Source organism: Bacillus cereus group sp. MYBK195-1, assembly GCF_051916605.1.
Taxonomy (GTDB): Bacteria; Bacillota; Bacilli; order Bacillales; family Bacillaceae_G; genus Bacillus_A; species Bacillus_A cereus.
On the sequence record NZ_JBQAGZ010000001.1, the window covers coordinates 328,574 to 344,284 of the forward strand.

Here is a 15,711-nt window from a genome sequence, read left to right on the forward strand (position 1 = left end):
CGTGTAATCACTTCTTCGCTGTCATTACATCTGCTACTTGTGTTGCTAAAGATGTTGCAGACTCAGGACCACCGAAAATCCAAGTATCGCCTTTTAATTTATACATTTTGTTTTCTTTTTTGAACTTTAATTCTTCCCAAGCAGGGTTGCCTTTTAGTTGCGTGTCAAAAATGTTATCTTCATCCGCTACAATGTAAATGAAGTTTGAATCTTGTACACTTTGTAATGATTCTACAGTTGTTTGTTTGAAACCATCTGGCTCAGATTTTCCTGCTTCAAAAGTATTTGTTAAACCTAATTTTTTTGTAACTTGTAAAGCTAAAGAATTGTCAGTTAAGATACGGAATGTTGGTACGTTTTTAGCAGTAAATGCTTGTGCCATTGCGATGTTTTTATCTTTTAAGTCTGCTTTCTCAATTTTTGCTTTTGCATCAGCGAATGCTTTATCCATATCAGCTAATACTTTTTTACCTTCTTCTTCTTTTCCAACTGCTTTTGAAATTTGTTTAAATGTTTCTGTCATTTCAGCAAAGTGATCGTTATTACTTGTTGATGGATCAAACATAACTGTTGGTGCAATTTGCTCTAATTCATTTTTAATTGCTTTACCACGGAATGAAGCTGTGATAATTAAGTCTGGTTTTAAACGGCTAATTTCTTCTAAGTTTGGTTGTTGACGTGTCCCTACATCTACAACATCTTTACTCGGTTTTGTTTTTGTATTTACCCATTTATTATAATTCTTAATGTCTGCCATCCCTACTGGCTGAACACCAAGTGCTAATAAGTCTTCTGAATATACCCACTCAAGTACAACTACTTTTTTCGCTGGTTTATCTAACTTCGTTTCCCCTTCAGCGTGTTTAATTGTTATAGCTTGATTTTTATTGTCCGCTTTTGTTTCTTTTTTCTCCTCTTTTTGCTGTCCGCATCCAACAGCGAATAGAAGAACTACTATAAAAATACTGATAATTTTCTTCATCTTCTGCCCCCAAATTAAGTGTTTTTTGTAACTAGTACCGTAAGTGAAAATGGTTATCAATTACAACAACCAAATCATACTATGAGGATAAATTAAGTGTCAATATTTTTTTAAAATTTTGACTAAAAACAACAAATTATACAGATTTTTATATGTTATAGTCGCTATTTATGAAGAATAAGCCTCTTTACTAAAAAGATTGGCGAATGTGGAAAGTTTAAATGGGAACTTGGCTGTGTACGAAAGTGTAATGTGTATGGTTAATAATCTGTGGAGATGGGGCGAAAGTACAAGCAAAAGGAGTGAGAATAGCATGTAATAATTACTAGAATGTATAGAATAAACCTGTGTTTATCCCTAATAGGTAAAGTATTTCTTTGTTATTTAGATAGATTTTTTTAACTCGGTGATTGTACTTAAAAGATTGCATGTAAAGGAAGTGATCAACATGTCTTCATGGAGCAATAACGTAAATGGATATTGTGGGTGTAATAATCAAAATGGTGTACATGTTGATTCATGCTGTTTTAGTTGCGATGGGACAGTGCCTAAAGTTGGTCCAACCGGTCCGACGGGAGCAACAGGCTCAACAGGTCCAACGGGAGCGACAGGTCCAACGGGAGCGACAGGTTCAACGGGAGCGACAGGTTCAACAGGTCCAACGGGAGCGACAGGTTCAACAGGCCCAACAGGCCCAACAGGAGCGACAGGTTCAACAGGTCCAACGGGAGCGACAGGTTCAACGGGAGCGACAGGTTCAACAGGTCCAACGGGAGCAACGGGTCCAACAGGAGCGACAGGAATAACAGGAGCGACGGGAATAACAGGAGCAACGGGTTCAACAGGTCCAACGGGAGCGACAGGAATAACAGGAGCAACGGGTTCAACAGGTCCAACGGGAGCGACAGGAATAACAGGAGCAACAGGCTCAACAGGTCCAACGGGAGCGACAGGAATAACAGGAGCAACGGGTTCAACGGGAGCAACGGGTCCAACAGGAGCAACGGGTCCAACAGGAGCAACAGGAGCAACAGGAATAACAGGAGCAACGGGTCCAACGGGAGCGACAGGCCCAACCGGAGCTACAGGTACAAGTATCACGGCGACGTATGCATTTGCAAATAATACGTCAGGAACAGCGATATCAGTACTTCTAGGTGGAACGAATGTCCCGCTTCCGAATAATCAAAATATCGGTCCAGGTATTACGGTTTCCGGGGGAAATACAGTATTTACGGTTGCAAATGCTGGAAATTACTATATTTCATATTCGATTAATATAACGGCTTCATTATTAGTTAGTTCACGGATTACAATCAATGGAGCACCACTTGCCGGAACAATCAATTCTCCTGCTGTAGCGACTACATCATTTAGCGCAACAATCATTACAACTCTTGCAGCAGGAGATGCTATTAGCTTGCAATTATTTGGTTTGTTAGCTGTTGCGACATTATCAACAACTACACCAGGAGCTGTGTTAACGATAATAAGATTAAGCTAAATAATAACTCTCTTATTTTTTTATAGATTAGGAGAGTTTGTACATATAATAAGAAGTTAATAGAGTGAAGCATAGTTATATAAAAGTCAGAATATTATGATTGTAACGTTATGGTGACTATAATATAATGAAACCAACCATCATGAATGAACATTCATTTATTTTTATGTATTTGAAGGGGGAATGAAGGTGGAAAAACCATGGTTGAAAAGTTATCCAGAGGAAATTCCGAGTACGATTTCTTATGATATTCAGCCGCTTCATAGATATGTAGAACAGATGGCTTCTCGCTATCCAGAAAAGAAAGCGCTTCACTTTTTAGGGAAGGATATTACATTTTCAGACTTCCATGATAAGGTGAAGAGGTTTGCAAATTATCTTCAAAAGCTCGGTGTGGAAAAGGGTGATCGAGTTGCTATTATGTTGCCGAATTGTCCGCAGGCTGTAATTGGTTATTACGGTACATTACTTGCGGGGGGTATCGTAGTACAAACAAATCCACTATATACAGAGAGAGAATTAGAATACCAGCTTCATGACTCGGGAGCAAAAGTAATTCTTTGCCTCGATTTAGTATTTCCAAGAGTAACGAATGTTCAATCTGCAACAAAAATTGAACATATTATCGTAACTCGTATTGCGGACTTTTTACCATTCCCTAAAAATCTATTGTATCCATTTGTGCAGAAAAAACAGTCGAATTTAGTTGTGAAAGTATCAGAGAGTGAAACGATTCATCTTTGGAACTCAGTAGAAAAAGAAGTGAATACGGATGTTGAAGTGCCTTGTGATCCTGAAAATGATTTAGCTCTTTTACAGTACACAGGAGGAACAACTGGATTTCCGAAAGGCGTTATGTTAACGCATAAGAACCTCGTATCCAACACGTTGATGGGGGTTCATTGGTTATATAATTGCAGAGAAGGAGAAGAAGTCGTTCTTGGGGTTCTTCCATTTTTCCACGTGTACGGCATGACGGCTGTTATGAATTTGAGTGTTATGCAAGGATACAAAATGGTCCTTATTCCAAAGTTTGATATGAAAATGGTTTTTGAAGCGATTAAGAAGCATAAAGTGACACTATTTCCAGGGGCACCAACTATTTATATCGCTCTTTTAAATAGCCCACTTTTAAAAGAATACGATATTTCTTCTATTCGTGCTTGTATTAGTGGATCAGCACCACTCCCAGTAGAAGTACAGGAAAAGTTCGAAACAGTTACAGGTGGTAAACTAGTAGAGGGATATGGTTTAACAGAATCCTCTCCGGTTACACATAGTAATTTTTTATGGGAAAAGCGAGTGCCAGGTAGCATTGGAGTTCCGTGGCCAGATACAGAAGCGATCATTATGTCACTTGAAACTGGTGAGGCATTACCGCCAGGAGAAATAGGGGAAATTGTAGTGAAAGGTCCTCAAATTATGAAAGGATACTGGAATAAGCCAGAGGAAACAGCGGCTGTATTGCAAGATGGCTGGCTCCATACAGGTGATGTTGGCTACATGGATGAAGATGGATTCTTCTATGTAAAAGATCGCAAGAAAGATATGATTGTCGCGAGTGGATTTAATGTGTATCCTCGTGAAGTTGAAGAAGTATTATATGAGCATGAAAAAGTGCAAGAAGTAGTGACAATTGGAGTTCCAGATCCGTACCGAGGAGAGACAGTTAAAGCATTTGTTGTGTTAAAAGAAGGTACGGAGTGCTCTGAGGAAGAATTAAATCAGTTTGCACGTAAATATTTAGCGGCTTATAAAGTGCCGAAAGTATATGAGTTTAGAGATGAATTGCCGAAAACGACAGTAGGGAAAATTTTGCGCCGTGTTCTAATAGATGAAGAGAAGAGAAAGAATGAGGATGAGCAAACGGGCTAAGGCCCTTTCTTTTTGAAAAAATAGGATTGACACTTTTCTAAATAGTCAGTATTATAAGAATATGAATGACTATTCATTCAGTCATCTTCTTGAAGGGGACAGTAAAGTGAAGAAAAATAGACCGAAATACAATCAAATTATTGATGCGGCAGTTATTGTGATTGCGGAGAATGGGTACCACCAAGCGCAAGTTTCTAAAATCGCAAAGCAAGCTGGGGTAGCTGATGGCACGATTTATTTATATTTTAAAAATAAAGAAGATATATTAATATCCTTATTCCAAGAGAAGATGGGAGAATTTGTCGAAACAATTCGTCAAAAAACAGCAGGAATTGAAAGCGCTGTATCGAAGTTATTCATGTTGGTAGAAACGCACTTCTTGCTGTTGTCGCAAAATGATCCTCTTGCTATCGTTACGCAATTAGAGCTGAGGCAGTCCAATCAAGACTTGCGCCTTAAAATAAATGAAGTATTAAAAGGCTACTTACAAGTTATGGATGAGATTTTAGAGACTGGTATAAAACAAGGTGAATTTCAAGCAGATTTAAATGTTCGCGTGGCAAGACAAATGATCTTTGGAACAGTAGATGAAGTTGTGACCAATTGGGTAATGAGCGATCATAAGTATGATCTGGTCGCACTTTCAAAAACGGTACACGGGCTACTTATTGCAGCTTGTGGTTATCGTCAATAATGGGAGGGATCATGTTGAAATTCCTATCTGTAAGAGTTGAAGATCATATCGCGGTGGCGACATTAAATCACGCACCAGCGAATGCGATGTCTTCACAAGTTATGCATGACGTTACTGAATTAATTGATCAAGTGGAAAAGGATGATAACATTCGTGTTGTTGTTATTCACGGTGAAGGACGTTTCTTCTCAGCGGGAGCAGATATTAAAGAATTTACATCTGTTACTGAAGCGAAACAAGCAACAGAATTAGCACAGCTTGGACAAGTTACGTTTGAGCGTGTTGAAAAATGTTCAAAACCAGTTATTGCGGCAATTCATGGAGCGGCACTGGGCGGCGGCCTTGAGTTTGCTATGTCTTGCCACATGCGCTTTGCAACTGAAAGTGCAAAACTTGGTTTACCTGAATTAACACTTGGATTAATTCCTGGCTTTGCAGGTACACAGCGCTTACCACGTTATGTTGGGAAAGCGAAAGCTTGTGAAATGATGTTAACAAGTACACCAATTACTGGTGCAGAAGCATTAAAGTGGGGACTTGTTAACGGATTGTTCTCTGAAGAATCTCTTTTAGATGATACGCTTAAAGTTGCAAAACAAATTGCTGGAAAAAGTCCAGCAACAACTCGTGCTGTACTAGAGTTATTGCAAACGACAAAATCGTCTCATTACTATGAAGGTGTACAACGTGAATCACAGATTTTTGGTGAAGTATTTACAAGTGAAGATGGAAGAGAAGGTGTAGCTGCATTTTTAGAAAAGCGTAAACCTTCATTTAGTGGCAGGTAGTTCAATTATTTTTTTAATATAAATTAACAGAAAATTAAAATTGATAGAATCTTTCTGAAAAACAAGGGGGTAAATGGAATGAACATCTACGTACTCATGAAACGAACATTTGATACAGAAGAAAAAATCGTAATTAAAAACGGTGCAATTTACGATGGCGAAGCGGAATTCATCATCAACCCTTACGATGAATATGCAATTGAAGAAGCAATTCAAGTAAGAGACGCACAAGGTGGAGAAGTTACAGTTGTAACAGTCGGTGGCGAAGATAGTGAGAAAGAACTTCGTACTGCATTAGCAATGGGCTGTGATAAAGCCGTATTAATTAATATTGAAGATGATGTAGAAAATGGTGACCAGTTCACGACAGCAAAAGTGCTTGCTGAATATTTAAAAGATAAAGATGCAGATTTAATTTTAGGTGGAAACGTTGCAATTGATGGTGCATCTGGACAAGTAGGACCACGCGTAGCTGAAGCGTTAAATATTCCATATGTAACGACAATTACAAAACTTGAAATTGACGGTACAAATGTGAAGATTGAGCGTGATGTTGAAGGTGATACAGAAGTGATTGCAACTTCATTACCAGTTTTAGTAACAGCACAGCAAGGTTTAAATGAACCGCGTTATCCATCGCTTCCAGGTATTATGAAAGCGAAGAAAAAGCCGCTAGAAGAATTAGAATTAGATGATTTAGATTTAGAAGAAGATGATGTGGAAGCAAAAACAAAAACAATTGAAATCTATTTGCCTCCTAAGAAAGATGCAGGAAAAGTGTTACAAGGCGAGCTGCAAGATCAAGTAAAAGAACTTGTATCGTTGCTCCATACAGAAGCGAAAGTAATCTAATAAAATACGAAATTATATATGCAGGAGGGAAAATCTATGGCTCGTAAAGTATTAGTAATGGGTGAAGTTCGTGATGGATCGCTACGTAACGTTTCTTTTGAAGCGGTAGCAGCAGCAAAAACAATTGCAGAAGGCGGTGAAGTAGTAGGTCTTCTAATTGGAGACAGCGTTGCCTCTTTTGCAAATGAATTGATTCATTACGGTGCAGATCGCGTTGTGACAGTTGAAAATGATAAATTAAAATCATATACATCTGATGGTTATGCACAAGCGTTTTTAGCTGTACATGCTGAAGAAAATCCAGAAGGTATTGTCTTTGGACATACAGCACTTGGTAAAGATTTATCACCAAAATTAGCAGCGAAGCTTGAAGCTGGTTTAGTTTCTGACGTAACTGCTTTAGAGGTTGAAGGTGGAAATGTTATCTTCACTCGTCCAATTTATTCTGGTAAAGCATTCGAGAAGAAGATTGTAACAGACGGCATCTTATTTGTGACAGTGCGTCCAAATAACATTGCAACTCTGGAAAAAGATGAGTCTCGCAGCGGTGACGTATCTTCTATTACAGTTGATGTGAAAGATTTACGTACAATCATTCAAGATGTTGTCCGTAAAACAGCAGAAGGTGTGGATCTTTCTGAAGCAAAAGTTATTATCGCTGGCGGACGCGGTGTGAAGAGTGAAGAAGGCTTTAAACCATTAAAAGAGTTAGCAGACGTACTAGGCGGCGCTGTTGGGGCATCTCGTGGTGCTTGTGACGCTGAATACTGTGATTACTCATTACAAATTGGTCAAACTGGTAAAGTTGTTACGCCAGACTTATACATTGCATGTGGTATTTCTGGTGCGATTCAGCATTTAGCAGGTATGTCTAACTCAAAAATAATCGTTGCGATTAATAAAGATCCAGAAGCAAGTATCTTTAAAGTAGCTGACTATGGTATTGTCGGTGACTTATTCGAAGTTGTACCTCTTTTAACAGAAGAGTTTAAAAAGTTAAAAGTACATTCATGATTTAAGTACCCTTGAGTTCCAAGTGAAGTACCCCTATATATAGAAAAAGGTGAGAGATCCCCTGTCTCTCATCTTTTTAGTATTTAATCCGTATTTTTATATAGTATAAAGGAACATTTTTTTGTTACAATACATAACGATACATATTATTCGCCACGTATATAAGTTAATGATATACTCTTGGTAGAATATACTTGAAGGAGGAAATAAAATGGCAATTGTAAACGCAAATGACCAAAGCTTCGCAGCTGAAACTAGCGAAGGTGTTGTATTATTAGATTTCTGGGCACCTTGGTGTGGACCTTGTAAAATGATCGCTCCTGTATTAGAGGAAATTGATGCAGAACTAGGCGAAAAAGTAAAAGTAGTAAAAGTAGACGTTGATGAAAACCAAGAAACTGCTCGTCAATTCGAAGTAATGAGCATTCCAGCTCTTTTCGTATTAAAAGACGGTAAAGTAGTTGATCAAGCGTTAGGTTACAAACCGAAAGAAGCGTTAGTAGAATTAGTTTCTAAACACTTCTAAAATAAAAAAGCTACCATTTGGTAGCTTTTTTTATTTTCTTTTTTACAGTCTTTCCGTTACAATAAAAGAACGTATGTTGGGTGTTTGGGCATAGTATGTTTTCAAGGGAAAATAAAAATGCTAAGTATGTAGAAATGGAGGGAGACGAGTGCACGAACATTTGAAAGAGAAGTTGGCTATTTTACCAGATCAACCTGGTTGTTATTTAATGAAAGATAAGCAAGGAACGGTTATATATGTCGGAAAGGCAAAAGTGCTTAAAAATCGTGTGCGCTCGTACTTTACTGGTTCACATGATGGGAAAACACTGCGGCTTGTAGGAGAAATTGTTGATTTTGAATATATTGTAACCTCTTCGAATTTAGAAGCACTTATTTTAGAGTTAAATCTAATTAAAAAATATGATCCGAAATATAATATTCAATTAAAAGATGATAAAACATATCCTTTTATTAAAATTACGGCGGAGAAGCAACCGCGCTTACTCATTACTCGAAACGTAAAAAAGGATAAAGGGAAATATTTTGGTCCTTATCCAAATGCACAATCTGCTCATGAAACGAAAAAACTGCTAGATCGTATGTATCCACTTCGGAAATGCACGAATATGCCAGATAAAGTTTGTTTGTATTATCATATGGGTCAATGTTTAGCACCTTGTGTGAAAGAAGTGACGGAAGAACAAAATAAAGAAATTGTAGATGAAATTATTAAGTTTTTAAATGGTGGACATAAAGAAGTTCGTTCAGAACTAGAAATAAAAATGTATGAGGCTTCAGAGAAACTAGAGTTTGAACGTGCAAAAGAGTTGCGTGATCAAATTGCTCATATTGATGCGATTATGGAAAAACAAAAGATGATTATGAGTGACTTAGTGGATCGTGATGTGTTTGGATATGCAGTGGATAAAGGATGGATGTGTGTTCAAGTTTTCTTCGTTCGAAAAGGAAAGCTAATTGAACGTGATGTTTCTATGTTTCCAATTTACGATGAACCAGAAGAGGGTTTTTTAACGTTTATCGGCCAATTTTATGAAAACAGTAGTCATTTTAAGCCGAAGGAAATTGTCGTTCCAGGAAGTATAGACTCGGAATTAGTAGAGCGCTTTTTAGAAGTGGAAGCGACGCAGCCGAAACGTGGTAAGAAAAAAGACCTTGTAGAATTGGCAAATAAAAATGCGAAGATTGCTCTTGAAGAGAAGTTTTACTTAATTGAACGTGATGAAGAACGAACGATTAAAGCGGTAGATCATTTAGGGAAGCAGCTTGGGATTGAAACGCCATATCGTATTGAAGCGTTTGATAACTCAAATATTCAAGGAACAAATCCCGTTTCTGCAATGATTGCTTTTATCGATGGGAAACCGGCGAAGAAAGAGTATCGGAAATATAAAATTAAAACGGTTCAAGGACCAGATGATTATGAGTCTATGAGAGAAGTTGTGAGGCGCCGTTATACAAGGGCGCTTAAAGAAAATTCACCTTTACCTGATTTGATTATTATTGATGGAGGAAAAGGCCATCTAGCGGCTGCAAGTGATATTTTAGAGAATGAGCTCGGATTATATATTCCGATGGCAGGTCTTGTAAAAGATGATAAACATAAAACCTCCCATTTAATTATTGGGGATCCACCGGAACCTGTGATACTTGAGAGAAATAGCCAAGAATTTTATTTGTTGCAGCGTATTCAAGATGAGGTGCATCGATTTGCGATTACATTCCATCGTCAATTACATGGGAAATCTGTCATTCAATCAGCATTGGATGATATTCCAGGAATCGGTGATAAACGGAAAAAGGTATTGTTAAAACATTTTGGTTCATTAAAGAAGATGAAAGAAGCTTCTATAGAGGAATTTGTCGAAGCGGGTATGCCGAAAAATGTCGCGGAGACGATTTATACGTATTTAACAGATAAGAAGACGTTGTAGTTTACAACGTCTTCTGTTTTTTGGTATAATTTCTGAAGATTTAAAATAAACGCATCTGAATGAAAATACAAAAAAGTCAACTAAACTGATATGTCTAGTTGACTGTAGGTAATGCTTACACTTCAATGAGATCTTTTATATCCCATTTTACAAGAAATGTAATAGAGTCAGAACGTTTTTTCTTTTCTTCGTATGACTCCGCAACGACGTTCCGTTGCTTTTGGATTTGTTCAGCGATGAATCCGGCTTCTAGTTGATAAGAAGAATGTCGTTTTTGTTTTTGACGTTCTGCGATGAGTGTGCCTTTAAGTTGGAACTGCATTTCACGACGCTTATGTTCAACAATGCTTAAAGTGCCCCAGCCAGCCTTTTCAAAGAACTGAATGACTTCTTCAATTGTTTCTAGCGGATATTTTCTTGCAAGGTTTCTACCAGACCAGTATAAAATACCATCTAAATCGTTGCCGATTAAATCAGGTAGTAATTCTTCACGTAGCAATTCATAAGCGAAGGCGTTCAATGAAACATCTTCTAAAGATGTTGTATCGATTGTATTTTTACTCACAATATTCCCCTCTTTCTATAGGGATTATTATATAACATTTCACATTTATAAAAACAGATTTTTCTTTAGGAAAATCTGAATATATAAGAAGAAAAAAAGAATTGGCAAATTATATGCAAATTATGTATACGTTTTCTTGACGCTTCGACAAAAATAGGAGTAAAATGAACTTGGTATCAAATTATGCTGAAATATTTCGAATAATTTTTTCAGTTTTTCTTATGCCAATAGTGAAAAAACATTATTGTCATAAACTAATCTGAAAACAGCAGTCAAACATTCAAGGGGGGTAATGGGGACATGAAAGGCCGCGAGTATACGTTTCGTAAGTGGCACTCATTAATGGGGGTCATCCCGGTTGGTGTCTTTTTGACGCAACATTTAATTGTAAACAACTTTGCAACACGAGGAGCAGAGGCTTTTAACAAAGCTGCAGGCTTTATGGAGCTCCTTCCATTCCGGTATGCGCTAGAAATTTTCATCATCTTTTTACCGATACTGTACCATGCTATATATGGCTTATATATTGCATTTACAGCTAAGAACAATGCGGTTTCTTACGGTTATTTCCGTAACTGGATGTTCGTTTTCCAAAGAATTTCAGGTATCGTTACGCTGATCTTCATTTCTTGGCATGTCTGGGAAACTCGTATTCAAGCAATGTTAGGTAAAGAGGTAAACTATGATATGATGGCAGATATTTTAAACAATCCAGCTATGTTTGCATTCTACTTAGTTGGTGTTGTTTCAACAATTTTCCACTTTGCAAATGGACTATGGACATTCTGCATCAGCTGGGGAATTACAGTATCTCCACGTTCACAAAGAATCTCTACTTATGTAACATTAGCTATTTTCTTAGGTTTATCTTATGTAGGTGTGAGTGCATTATTAGCGTTCATCGATCCACAGCTAGCAAACCAGTAAGGAGTGGGAGAGCATGAAAGGGAAACTTATAGTAGTCGGCGGTGGCTTGGCTGGCTTAATGGCAACGATTAAAGCGGCAGAAGCAGGAGTAAATGTTGAACTGTTTTCTTTAGTACCAGTAAAACGTTCACATTCTGTATGTGCTCAGGGCGGAATTAACGGTGCCGTAAATACGAAAGGTGAAGGGGATTCTCCATGGATCCACTTTGACGATACAATTTATGGTGGGGACTTCTTAGCGAACCAACCACCAGTTAAAGCGATGTGTGAAGCAGCACCTGGTATCATTCATTTAATGGACCGTATGGGTGTTATGTTCAACCGTACGGAAGAAGGACTTCTTGATTTCCGTCGATTTGGTGGAACGCAACATCACCGTACAGCATTTGCTGGTGCAACAACTGGACAGCAATTACTTTACGCATTAGATGAACAAGTACGTCGTCACGAAGTAGCAGGACTTGTAACGAAATATGAAGGTTGGGATTTCTTACGAGCTGTTGTTGATGATGAAGGTGTGTGCCGAGGAATCGTTGCACAAGACTTACAAACTATGGAGATTAGAAGTTTCGGAGCAGATGCCGTGATTATGGCAACAGGGGGCCCTGGTATCATTTTCGGAAAATCAACAAACTCCATTATCAATACAGGTACAGCAGCTTCTGCTGTATATCAACAAGGCGCATATTATGCAAACGGTGAGTTCATTCAAATTCACCCAACGGCAATTCCTGGAGACGATAAATTACGTCTTATGAGTGAATCTGCACGTGGTGAAGGTGGACGTGTTTGGACATATAAAGATGGTAAACCATGGTACTTCTTAGAAGAAAAATATCCGGCTTACGGAAACCTTGTACCTCGTGACATCGCAACACGTGAAATCTTTGATGTTTGCGTAGAGCAAAAACTAGGTATTAACGGTGAAAACATGGTGTACTTAGATCTTTCTCATAAAGATCCAAAAGAACTAGATATTAAACTAGGTGGAATTATTGAAATCTATGAGAAATTTACAGGGGATGATCCTCGTAAACTACCGATGAAAATCTTCCCAGCTGTTCACTATTCAATGGGCGGACTATGGGTTGATTATAAACAGATGACAAATATTCCAGGTTTATTTGCAGCAGGTGAGTGTGATTATTCTATGCACGGTGGTAACCGTCTTGGTGCGAACTCACTATTATCAGCAATTTATGGTGGTATGGTAGCGGGACCAAACGCAATTGAATATATGAAAGGTCTTTCTAAATCATCTGATGCTGTTTCATCTACTGTATATGAGCAAAATGAATTAATCGAAACAGAGAAATTTAACAATATTTTAACGATGGATGGTAACGAAAATGCGTATGTTCTTCATAAAGAGCTTGGAGAATGGATGACAGATAACGTTACAGTAGTTCGTGAAAATAAAAAATTATTAGAAACAGATGCGAAAATTGAAGAATTAATGGCTCGTTACAAACGTATTAACATTAACGATACAGCAAGATGGAGTAACCAAGGTGCTTCATTTACACGCCAACTTGCAAATATGTTTGAGTTAGCACGTGTTATTACAATTGGCGCATATAACCGTAATGAAAGCCGTGGGGCGCATTACAAACCTGAATTCCCAAATCGTGATGATGCAAACTTCTTAAAAACTACGATGGCAAAATTTGAGGGAGAAGGAAATGCACCAGCATTCCATTACGAGGACGTTGATATTTCGTTAATTAAACCACGTAAACGTGATTATTCTTCAAAACACGATGTAGCTGCTAAGGGTGAAGAGAAGGGGGATAAACAACATGTCTGAGAAAACAATCCGCCTCATCATTACAAGACAAGACGGGCCAGATGCGCAAGCCTTTGACCAAGAGTTTGAAATTCCATATCGTCCGAATATGAATATTATCTCAGCACTTATGGAAATCCGTCGTAATCCTGTTGATTCAAAAGGGAACCAAACAACTCCGATTGCATGGGATATGAACTGCTTAGAGGAAGTATGTGGTGCATGTTCGATGGTGATTAACGGAAAACCACGTCAATCATGTACGGCACTTATCGATCAATTAGAGCAACCAATTCGCTTAAAACCGATGAAGACATTCCCGGTTGTACGTGACTTGCAAGTTGATCGTAGTCGCATGTTTAATGCTCTAAAACGCGTTAAAGCGTGGATTCCAATTGATGGTACGTATGACCTAGGTCCAGGACCAAGAATGCCTGAGAAAAAGCGTCAATGGGCTTATGAGCTTTCAAAATGCATGACATGTGGTGTTTGCTTAGAATCATGTCCAAACGTAAACAGTAAGTCTGATTTTATTGGACCAGCACCGTTATCACAAGCTCGCTTATTCAACTCACATCCAACGGGTGAAATGCATAAAGCAGATCGCTTACGTGCAATTATGGGAGATGGAGGACTAGCAAACTGTGGTAACTCGCAAAACTGTGTGCAATCATGTCCGAAGGGTATTCCTTTAACAACTTCAATTGCGGCATTAAACCGTGATACAACAATTCAATCGTTCAAAGATTTCTTTGGTAGCGATAATAACTATTAATAAATATTGCCTCTTCATATCGAAGAGGCAATATTTATAACTATATTTTTCTGTTTATTCTGTTTATTTTAAGGTGAAAAGGAGAGATAACAATGAAGAGGATTTCTTATATTGAAGACTTTGAGCAATGGGAAAGTGGTTTTTCGTTTTACAACCCTGTAAAGGTTCGTTTTGGTGAAGTAGATATGTTTGGACATGTAAATAATGTCGTTGCTTTTACTTATTTTGAAGAAGCTCGTATTGCGTTGTTTAAAGAACTTGGATTTATGCAAGAGTGGACACATGCATCATCAGAAACGATGATCGTTGTTGCGGATTTACAATGTAATTTTATTAAGCAAATATATTTTGATGAACAGCTGAAGGTGTATGTAAAGGCAGGATCGGTCGGGAATTCTTCTTTAGATTTACATTATATGGTGAAGAATGCAGCAGGAGAGGTTTGTTTAGTAGGTCGTGGAATGATGGTTCAAGCGTCGAAAAAAACAGGAAGAGGCGAACCATGGCCTGAAGAATGGAAGAAGAAATTAATACAATAACAGAGTGAAAGAAAAATAAGAGAGCAATTTGCTCTCTTATTTTTTGTCTTCCATCGCTTCTTCTAATGTTAAGTGATGTTTATATAGGTATGTAGCGTATGGATTACCAACGTAGCGTAAGTGCCATGGTTCATATGCATATTCTGTTGTATCTGTTTTATCTTCTAAGTAACGAATGACAAAGCCGAATTCATGAGCGTGTTCTGCGACCCATTTTCCTTCTGCTGTCTCCCCGAAGATAGGCTCTAATTGAAATTTAGCTGATTTTGAACTAATATCCATTGCTAAACCCGTTTGGTGTTCACTTGTACCAGGAATTGCGCTTACCGAATTAGCTTCGGCTTTTCCTTGACGTCTAACGTATGTATCATGCAACGATTTTTGGCGTTTGTATGAACGATAACCAGATACAGCTGTAAGATCAAGCCCTTCTTTTTTCGCAGCTTTAAACATGTTTTCAAGTGCCTCTGCAGCATCTTTTCGCAGCAATGTTTTTTCTTTATCTTTTGGACTAATAAATGGTACATTTGGTCTCGTTAAGTCTTCAGGAATGTATCCATCTGGTAGTTTTCGATGTTTATTAATTAAGACAAGATTAGATTTTGGATTTGTTACAACTGAAAAGTCATTGTCTATTTTCTTTGCATTATGATCAGCTTTTGGAAAAGCAGGAATCTCTTCTTTTTTATGGTTATTATGCTTTTGACTTTCGACAGCTTTTGCTTCATTATGTAGTGGTGTTTTAGAACCAAAGTAAGCGAAAGATGTGATACCGATTACAATAGTAGTGGCAGAAATAATTATTATCTTTTTCATGATGCCTTGTAATCACAGTCCCTTCTTAATAGAATGTGTAATGTTTTTTTATTATAAATCTAGTTTGTTGGAAAAGGAATATAAGAGTCATAACGTAATAGAAATGCAAAGAAAATGTCAGAAAATGTGTGAATT

General features: G+C 37.8%; 15 protein-coding genes. 12 read left to right on the top strand and 3 right to left on the bottom strand.

Annotated features, from left to right (window positions below; all coding sequences use genetic code 11):
- Positions 1 to 7: 7 nt before the first annotated feature.
- Positions 8 to 982, bottom strand: coding sequence for an ABC transporter substrate-binding protein (locus ACTFRY_RS01825; RefSeq protein ID WP_000720874.1), 975 nt, complete (start codon positions 980 to 982; stop codon positions 8 to 10).
- A 448-nt stretch (positions 983 to 1,430) separates the two neighbouring features.
- On the opposite strand from ACTFRY_RS01825, the gene ACTFRY_RS01830 reads away from it, so the two are divergent.
- The 8 genes from ACTFRY_RS01830 to uvrC all read left to right on the top strand — a co-directional run bounded on the left by ACTFRY_RS01830 (position 1,431) and on the right by uvrC (position 10,168).
- Positions 1,431 to 2,486, top strand: a complete 1,056-nt coding sequence (locus ACTFRY_RS01830; protein WP_440032099.1) for a BclA C-terminal domain-containing protein — start codon at positions 1,431 to 1,433, stop codon at positions 2,484 to 2,486.
- Positions 2,487 to 2,675: 189 nt separating this feature from the next.
- Positions 2,676 to 4,361, top strand: coding sequence for a long-chain-fatty-acid--CoA ligase (locus tag ACTFRY_RS01835; protein ID WP_136986615.1), 1,686 nt, complete (start codon positions 2,676 to 2,678; stop codon positions 4,359 to 4,361).
- Between the two features lie 106 nt (positions 4,362 to 4,467).
- Positions 4,468 to 5,055, top strand: a complete 588-nt coding sequence (locus ACTFRY_RS01840) for a TetR/AcrR family transcriptional regulator (protein ID WP_000742223.1) — start codon at positions 4,468 to 4,470, stop codon at positions 5,053 to 5,055.
- Positions 5,056 to 5,066: 11 nt separating this feature from the next.
- The gene (locus ACTFRY_RS01845) at positions 5,067 to 5,843 is read left to right on the top strand and encodes an enoyl-CoA hydratase (RefSeq protein WP_000911292.1); all 777 of its coding nucleotides are present in this window, start codon (positions 5,067 to 5,069) and stop codon (positions 5,841 to 5,843) included.
- Between the two features lie 78 nt (positions 5,844 to 5,921).
- A complete protein-coding gene (gene etfB / locus ACTFRY_RS01850) occupies positions 5,922 to 6,695 on the top strand; it encodes an electron transfer flavoprotein subunit beta (RefSeq protein ID WP_001029028.1) in 774 nt (257 codons plus the stop codon).
- Between the two features lie 36 nt (positions 6,696 to 6,731).
- Positions 6,732 to 7,709, top strand: a complete 978-nt coding sequence (etfA, locus tag ACTFRY_RS01855) for an electron transfer flavoprotein subunit alpha (RefSeq protein WP_000101947.1) — start codon at positions 6,732 to 6,734, stop codon at positions 7,707 to 7,709.
- 211 nt (positions 7,710 to 7,920) lie between these two features.
- Positions 7,921 to 8,235, top strand: a complete 315-nt coding sequence (trxA, locus tag ACTFRY_RS01860; protein WP_001018943.1) for a thioredoxin — start codon at positions 7,921 to 7,923, stop codon at positions 8,233 to 8,235.
- A gap of 148 nt (positions 8,236 to 8,383) precedes the next feature.
- On the top strand, positions 8,384 to 10,168 hold the full coding sequence (gene uvrC / locus ACTFRY_RS01865) for an excinuclease ABC subunit C (protein WP_000544295.1): 1,785 nt from the start codon (positions 8,384 to 8,386) through the stop codon (positions 10,166 to 10,168).
- A 115-nt stretch (positions 10,169 to 10,283) separates the two neighbouring features.
- On the opposite strand, the gene ACTFRY_RS01870 is transcribed toward uvrC, so the two are convergent.
- Positions 10,284 to 10,733, bottom strand: a complete 450-nt coding sequence (locus ACTFRY_RS01870; RefSeq protein ID WP_000042226.1) for a YslB family protein — start codon at positions 10,731 to 10,733, stop codon at positions 10,284 to 10,286.
- A gap of 300 nt (positions 10,734 to 11,033) precedes the next feature.
- On the opposite strand from ACTFRY_RS01870, the gene sdhC reads away from it, so the two are divergent.
- From sdhC to ACTFRY_RS01890, 4 genes are all read left to right on the top strand, one after another.
- Positions 11,034 to 11,660, top strand: a complete 627-nt coding sequence (gene sdhC, locus ACTFRY_RS01875) for a succinate dehydrogenase cytochrome B558 (protein ID WP_000678354.1) — start codon at positions 11,034 to 11,036, stop codon at positions 11,658 to 11,660.
- 13 nt (positions 11,661 to 11,673) lie between these two features.
- Positions 11,674 to 13,467, top strand: a complete 1,794-nt coding sequence (sdhA, locus tag ACTFRY_RS01880; RefSeq protein WP_000676750.1) for a succinate dehydrogenase flavoprotein subunit — start codon at positions 11,674 to 11,676, stop codon at positions 13,465 to 13,467.
- The gene (sdhB, locus tag ACTFRY_RS01885) at positions 13,460 to 14,221 is read left to right on the top strand and encodes a succinate dehydrogenase iron-sulfur subunit (protein WP_001291827.1); all 762 of its coding nucleotides are present in this window, start codon (positions 13,460 to 13,462) and stop codon (positions 14,219 to 14,221) included. The genes sdhA and sdhB overlap by 8 nt, the downstream gene beginning before the upstream one ends.
- 92 nt (positions 14,222 to 14,313) lie before the next feature.
- The gene (locus ACTFRY_RS01890) at positions 14,314 to 14,760 is read left to right on the top strand and encodes an acyl-CoA thioesterase (RefSeq protein WP_000822733.1); all 447 of its coding nucleotides are present in this window, start codon (positions 14,314 to 14,316) and stop codon (positions 14,758 to 14,760) included.
- A gap of 36 nt (positions 14,761 to 14,796) precedes the next feature.
- On the opposite strand, the gene ACTFRY_RS01895 is transcribed toward ACTFRY_RS01890, so the two are convergent.
- The gene (locus ACTFRY_RS01895) at positions 14,797 to 15,576 is read right to left on the bottom strand and encodes a M15 family metallopeptidase (RefSeq protein ID WP_000720201.1); all 780 of its coding nucleotides are present in this window, start codon (positions 15,574 to 15,576) and stop codon (positions 14,797 to 14,799) included.
- Between the last annotated feature and the right edge of the window lie 135 nt (positions 15,577 to 15,711).

Excerpts from the sequence above, each read along its gene's own strand:
- ACTFRY_RS01825 (WP_000720874.1), bottom strand. The coding sequence starts at position 982 with ATGAAGAAAATTATCAGTATTTTTATAGTAGTTCTTCTATTCGCTGTT.
- ACTFRY_RS01830 (WP_440032099.1), top strand. The coding sequence starts at position 1,431 with ATGTCTTCATGGAGCAATAACGTAAATGGATATTGTGGGTGTAATAAT.
- ACTFRY_RS01845 (WP_000911292.1), top strand. The coding sequence starts at position 5,067 with ATGTTGAAATTCCTATCTGTAAGAGTTGAAGATCATATCGCGGTGGCG.
- etfB (WP_001029028.1), top strand. The coding sequence starts at position 5,922 with ATGAACATCTACGTACTCATGAAACGAACATTTGATACAGAAGAAAAA.
- etfA (WP_000101947.1), top strand. The coding sequence starts at position 6,732 with ATGGCTCGTAAAGTATTAGTAATGGGTGAAGTTCGTGATGGATCGCTA.
- trxA (WP_001018943.1), top strand. The coding sequence starts at position 7,921 with ATGGCAATTGTAAACGCAAATGACCAAAGCTTCGCAGCTGAAACTAGC.
- sdhC (WP_000678354.1), top strand. The coding sequence starts at position 11,034 with ATGAAAGGCCGCGAGTATACGTTTCGTAAGTGGCACTCATTAATGGGG.
- sdhA (WP_000676750.1), top strand. The coding sequence starts at position 11,674 with ATGAAAGGGAAACTTATAGTAGTCGGCGGTGGCTTGGCTGGCTTAATG.
- sdhB (WP_001291827.1), top strand. The coding sequence starts at position 13,460 with ATGTCTGAGAAAACAATCCGCCTCATCATTACAAGACAAGACGGGCCA.
- ACTFRY_RS01890 (WP_000822733.1), top strand. The coding sequence starts at position 14,314 with ATGAAGAGGATTTCTTATATTGAAGACTTTGAGCAATGGGAAAGTGGT.
- ACTFRY_RS01895 (WP_000720201.1), bottom strand. The coding sequence starts at position 15,576 with ATGAAAAAGATAATAATTATTTCTGCCACTACTATTGTAATCGGTATC.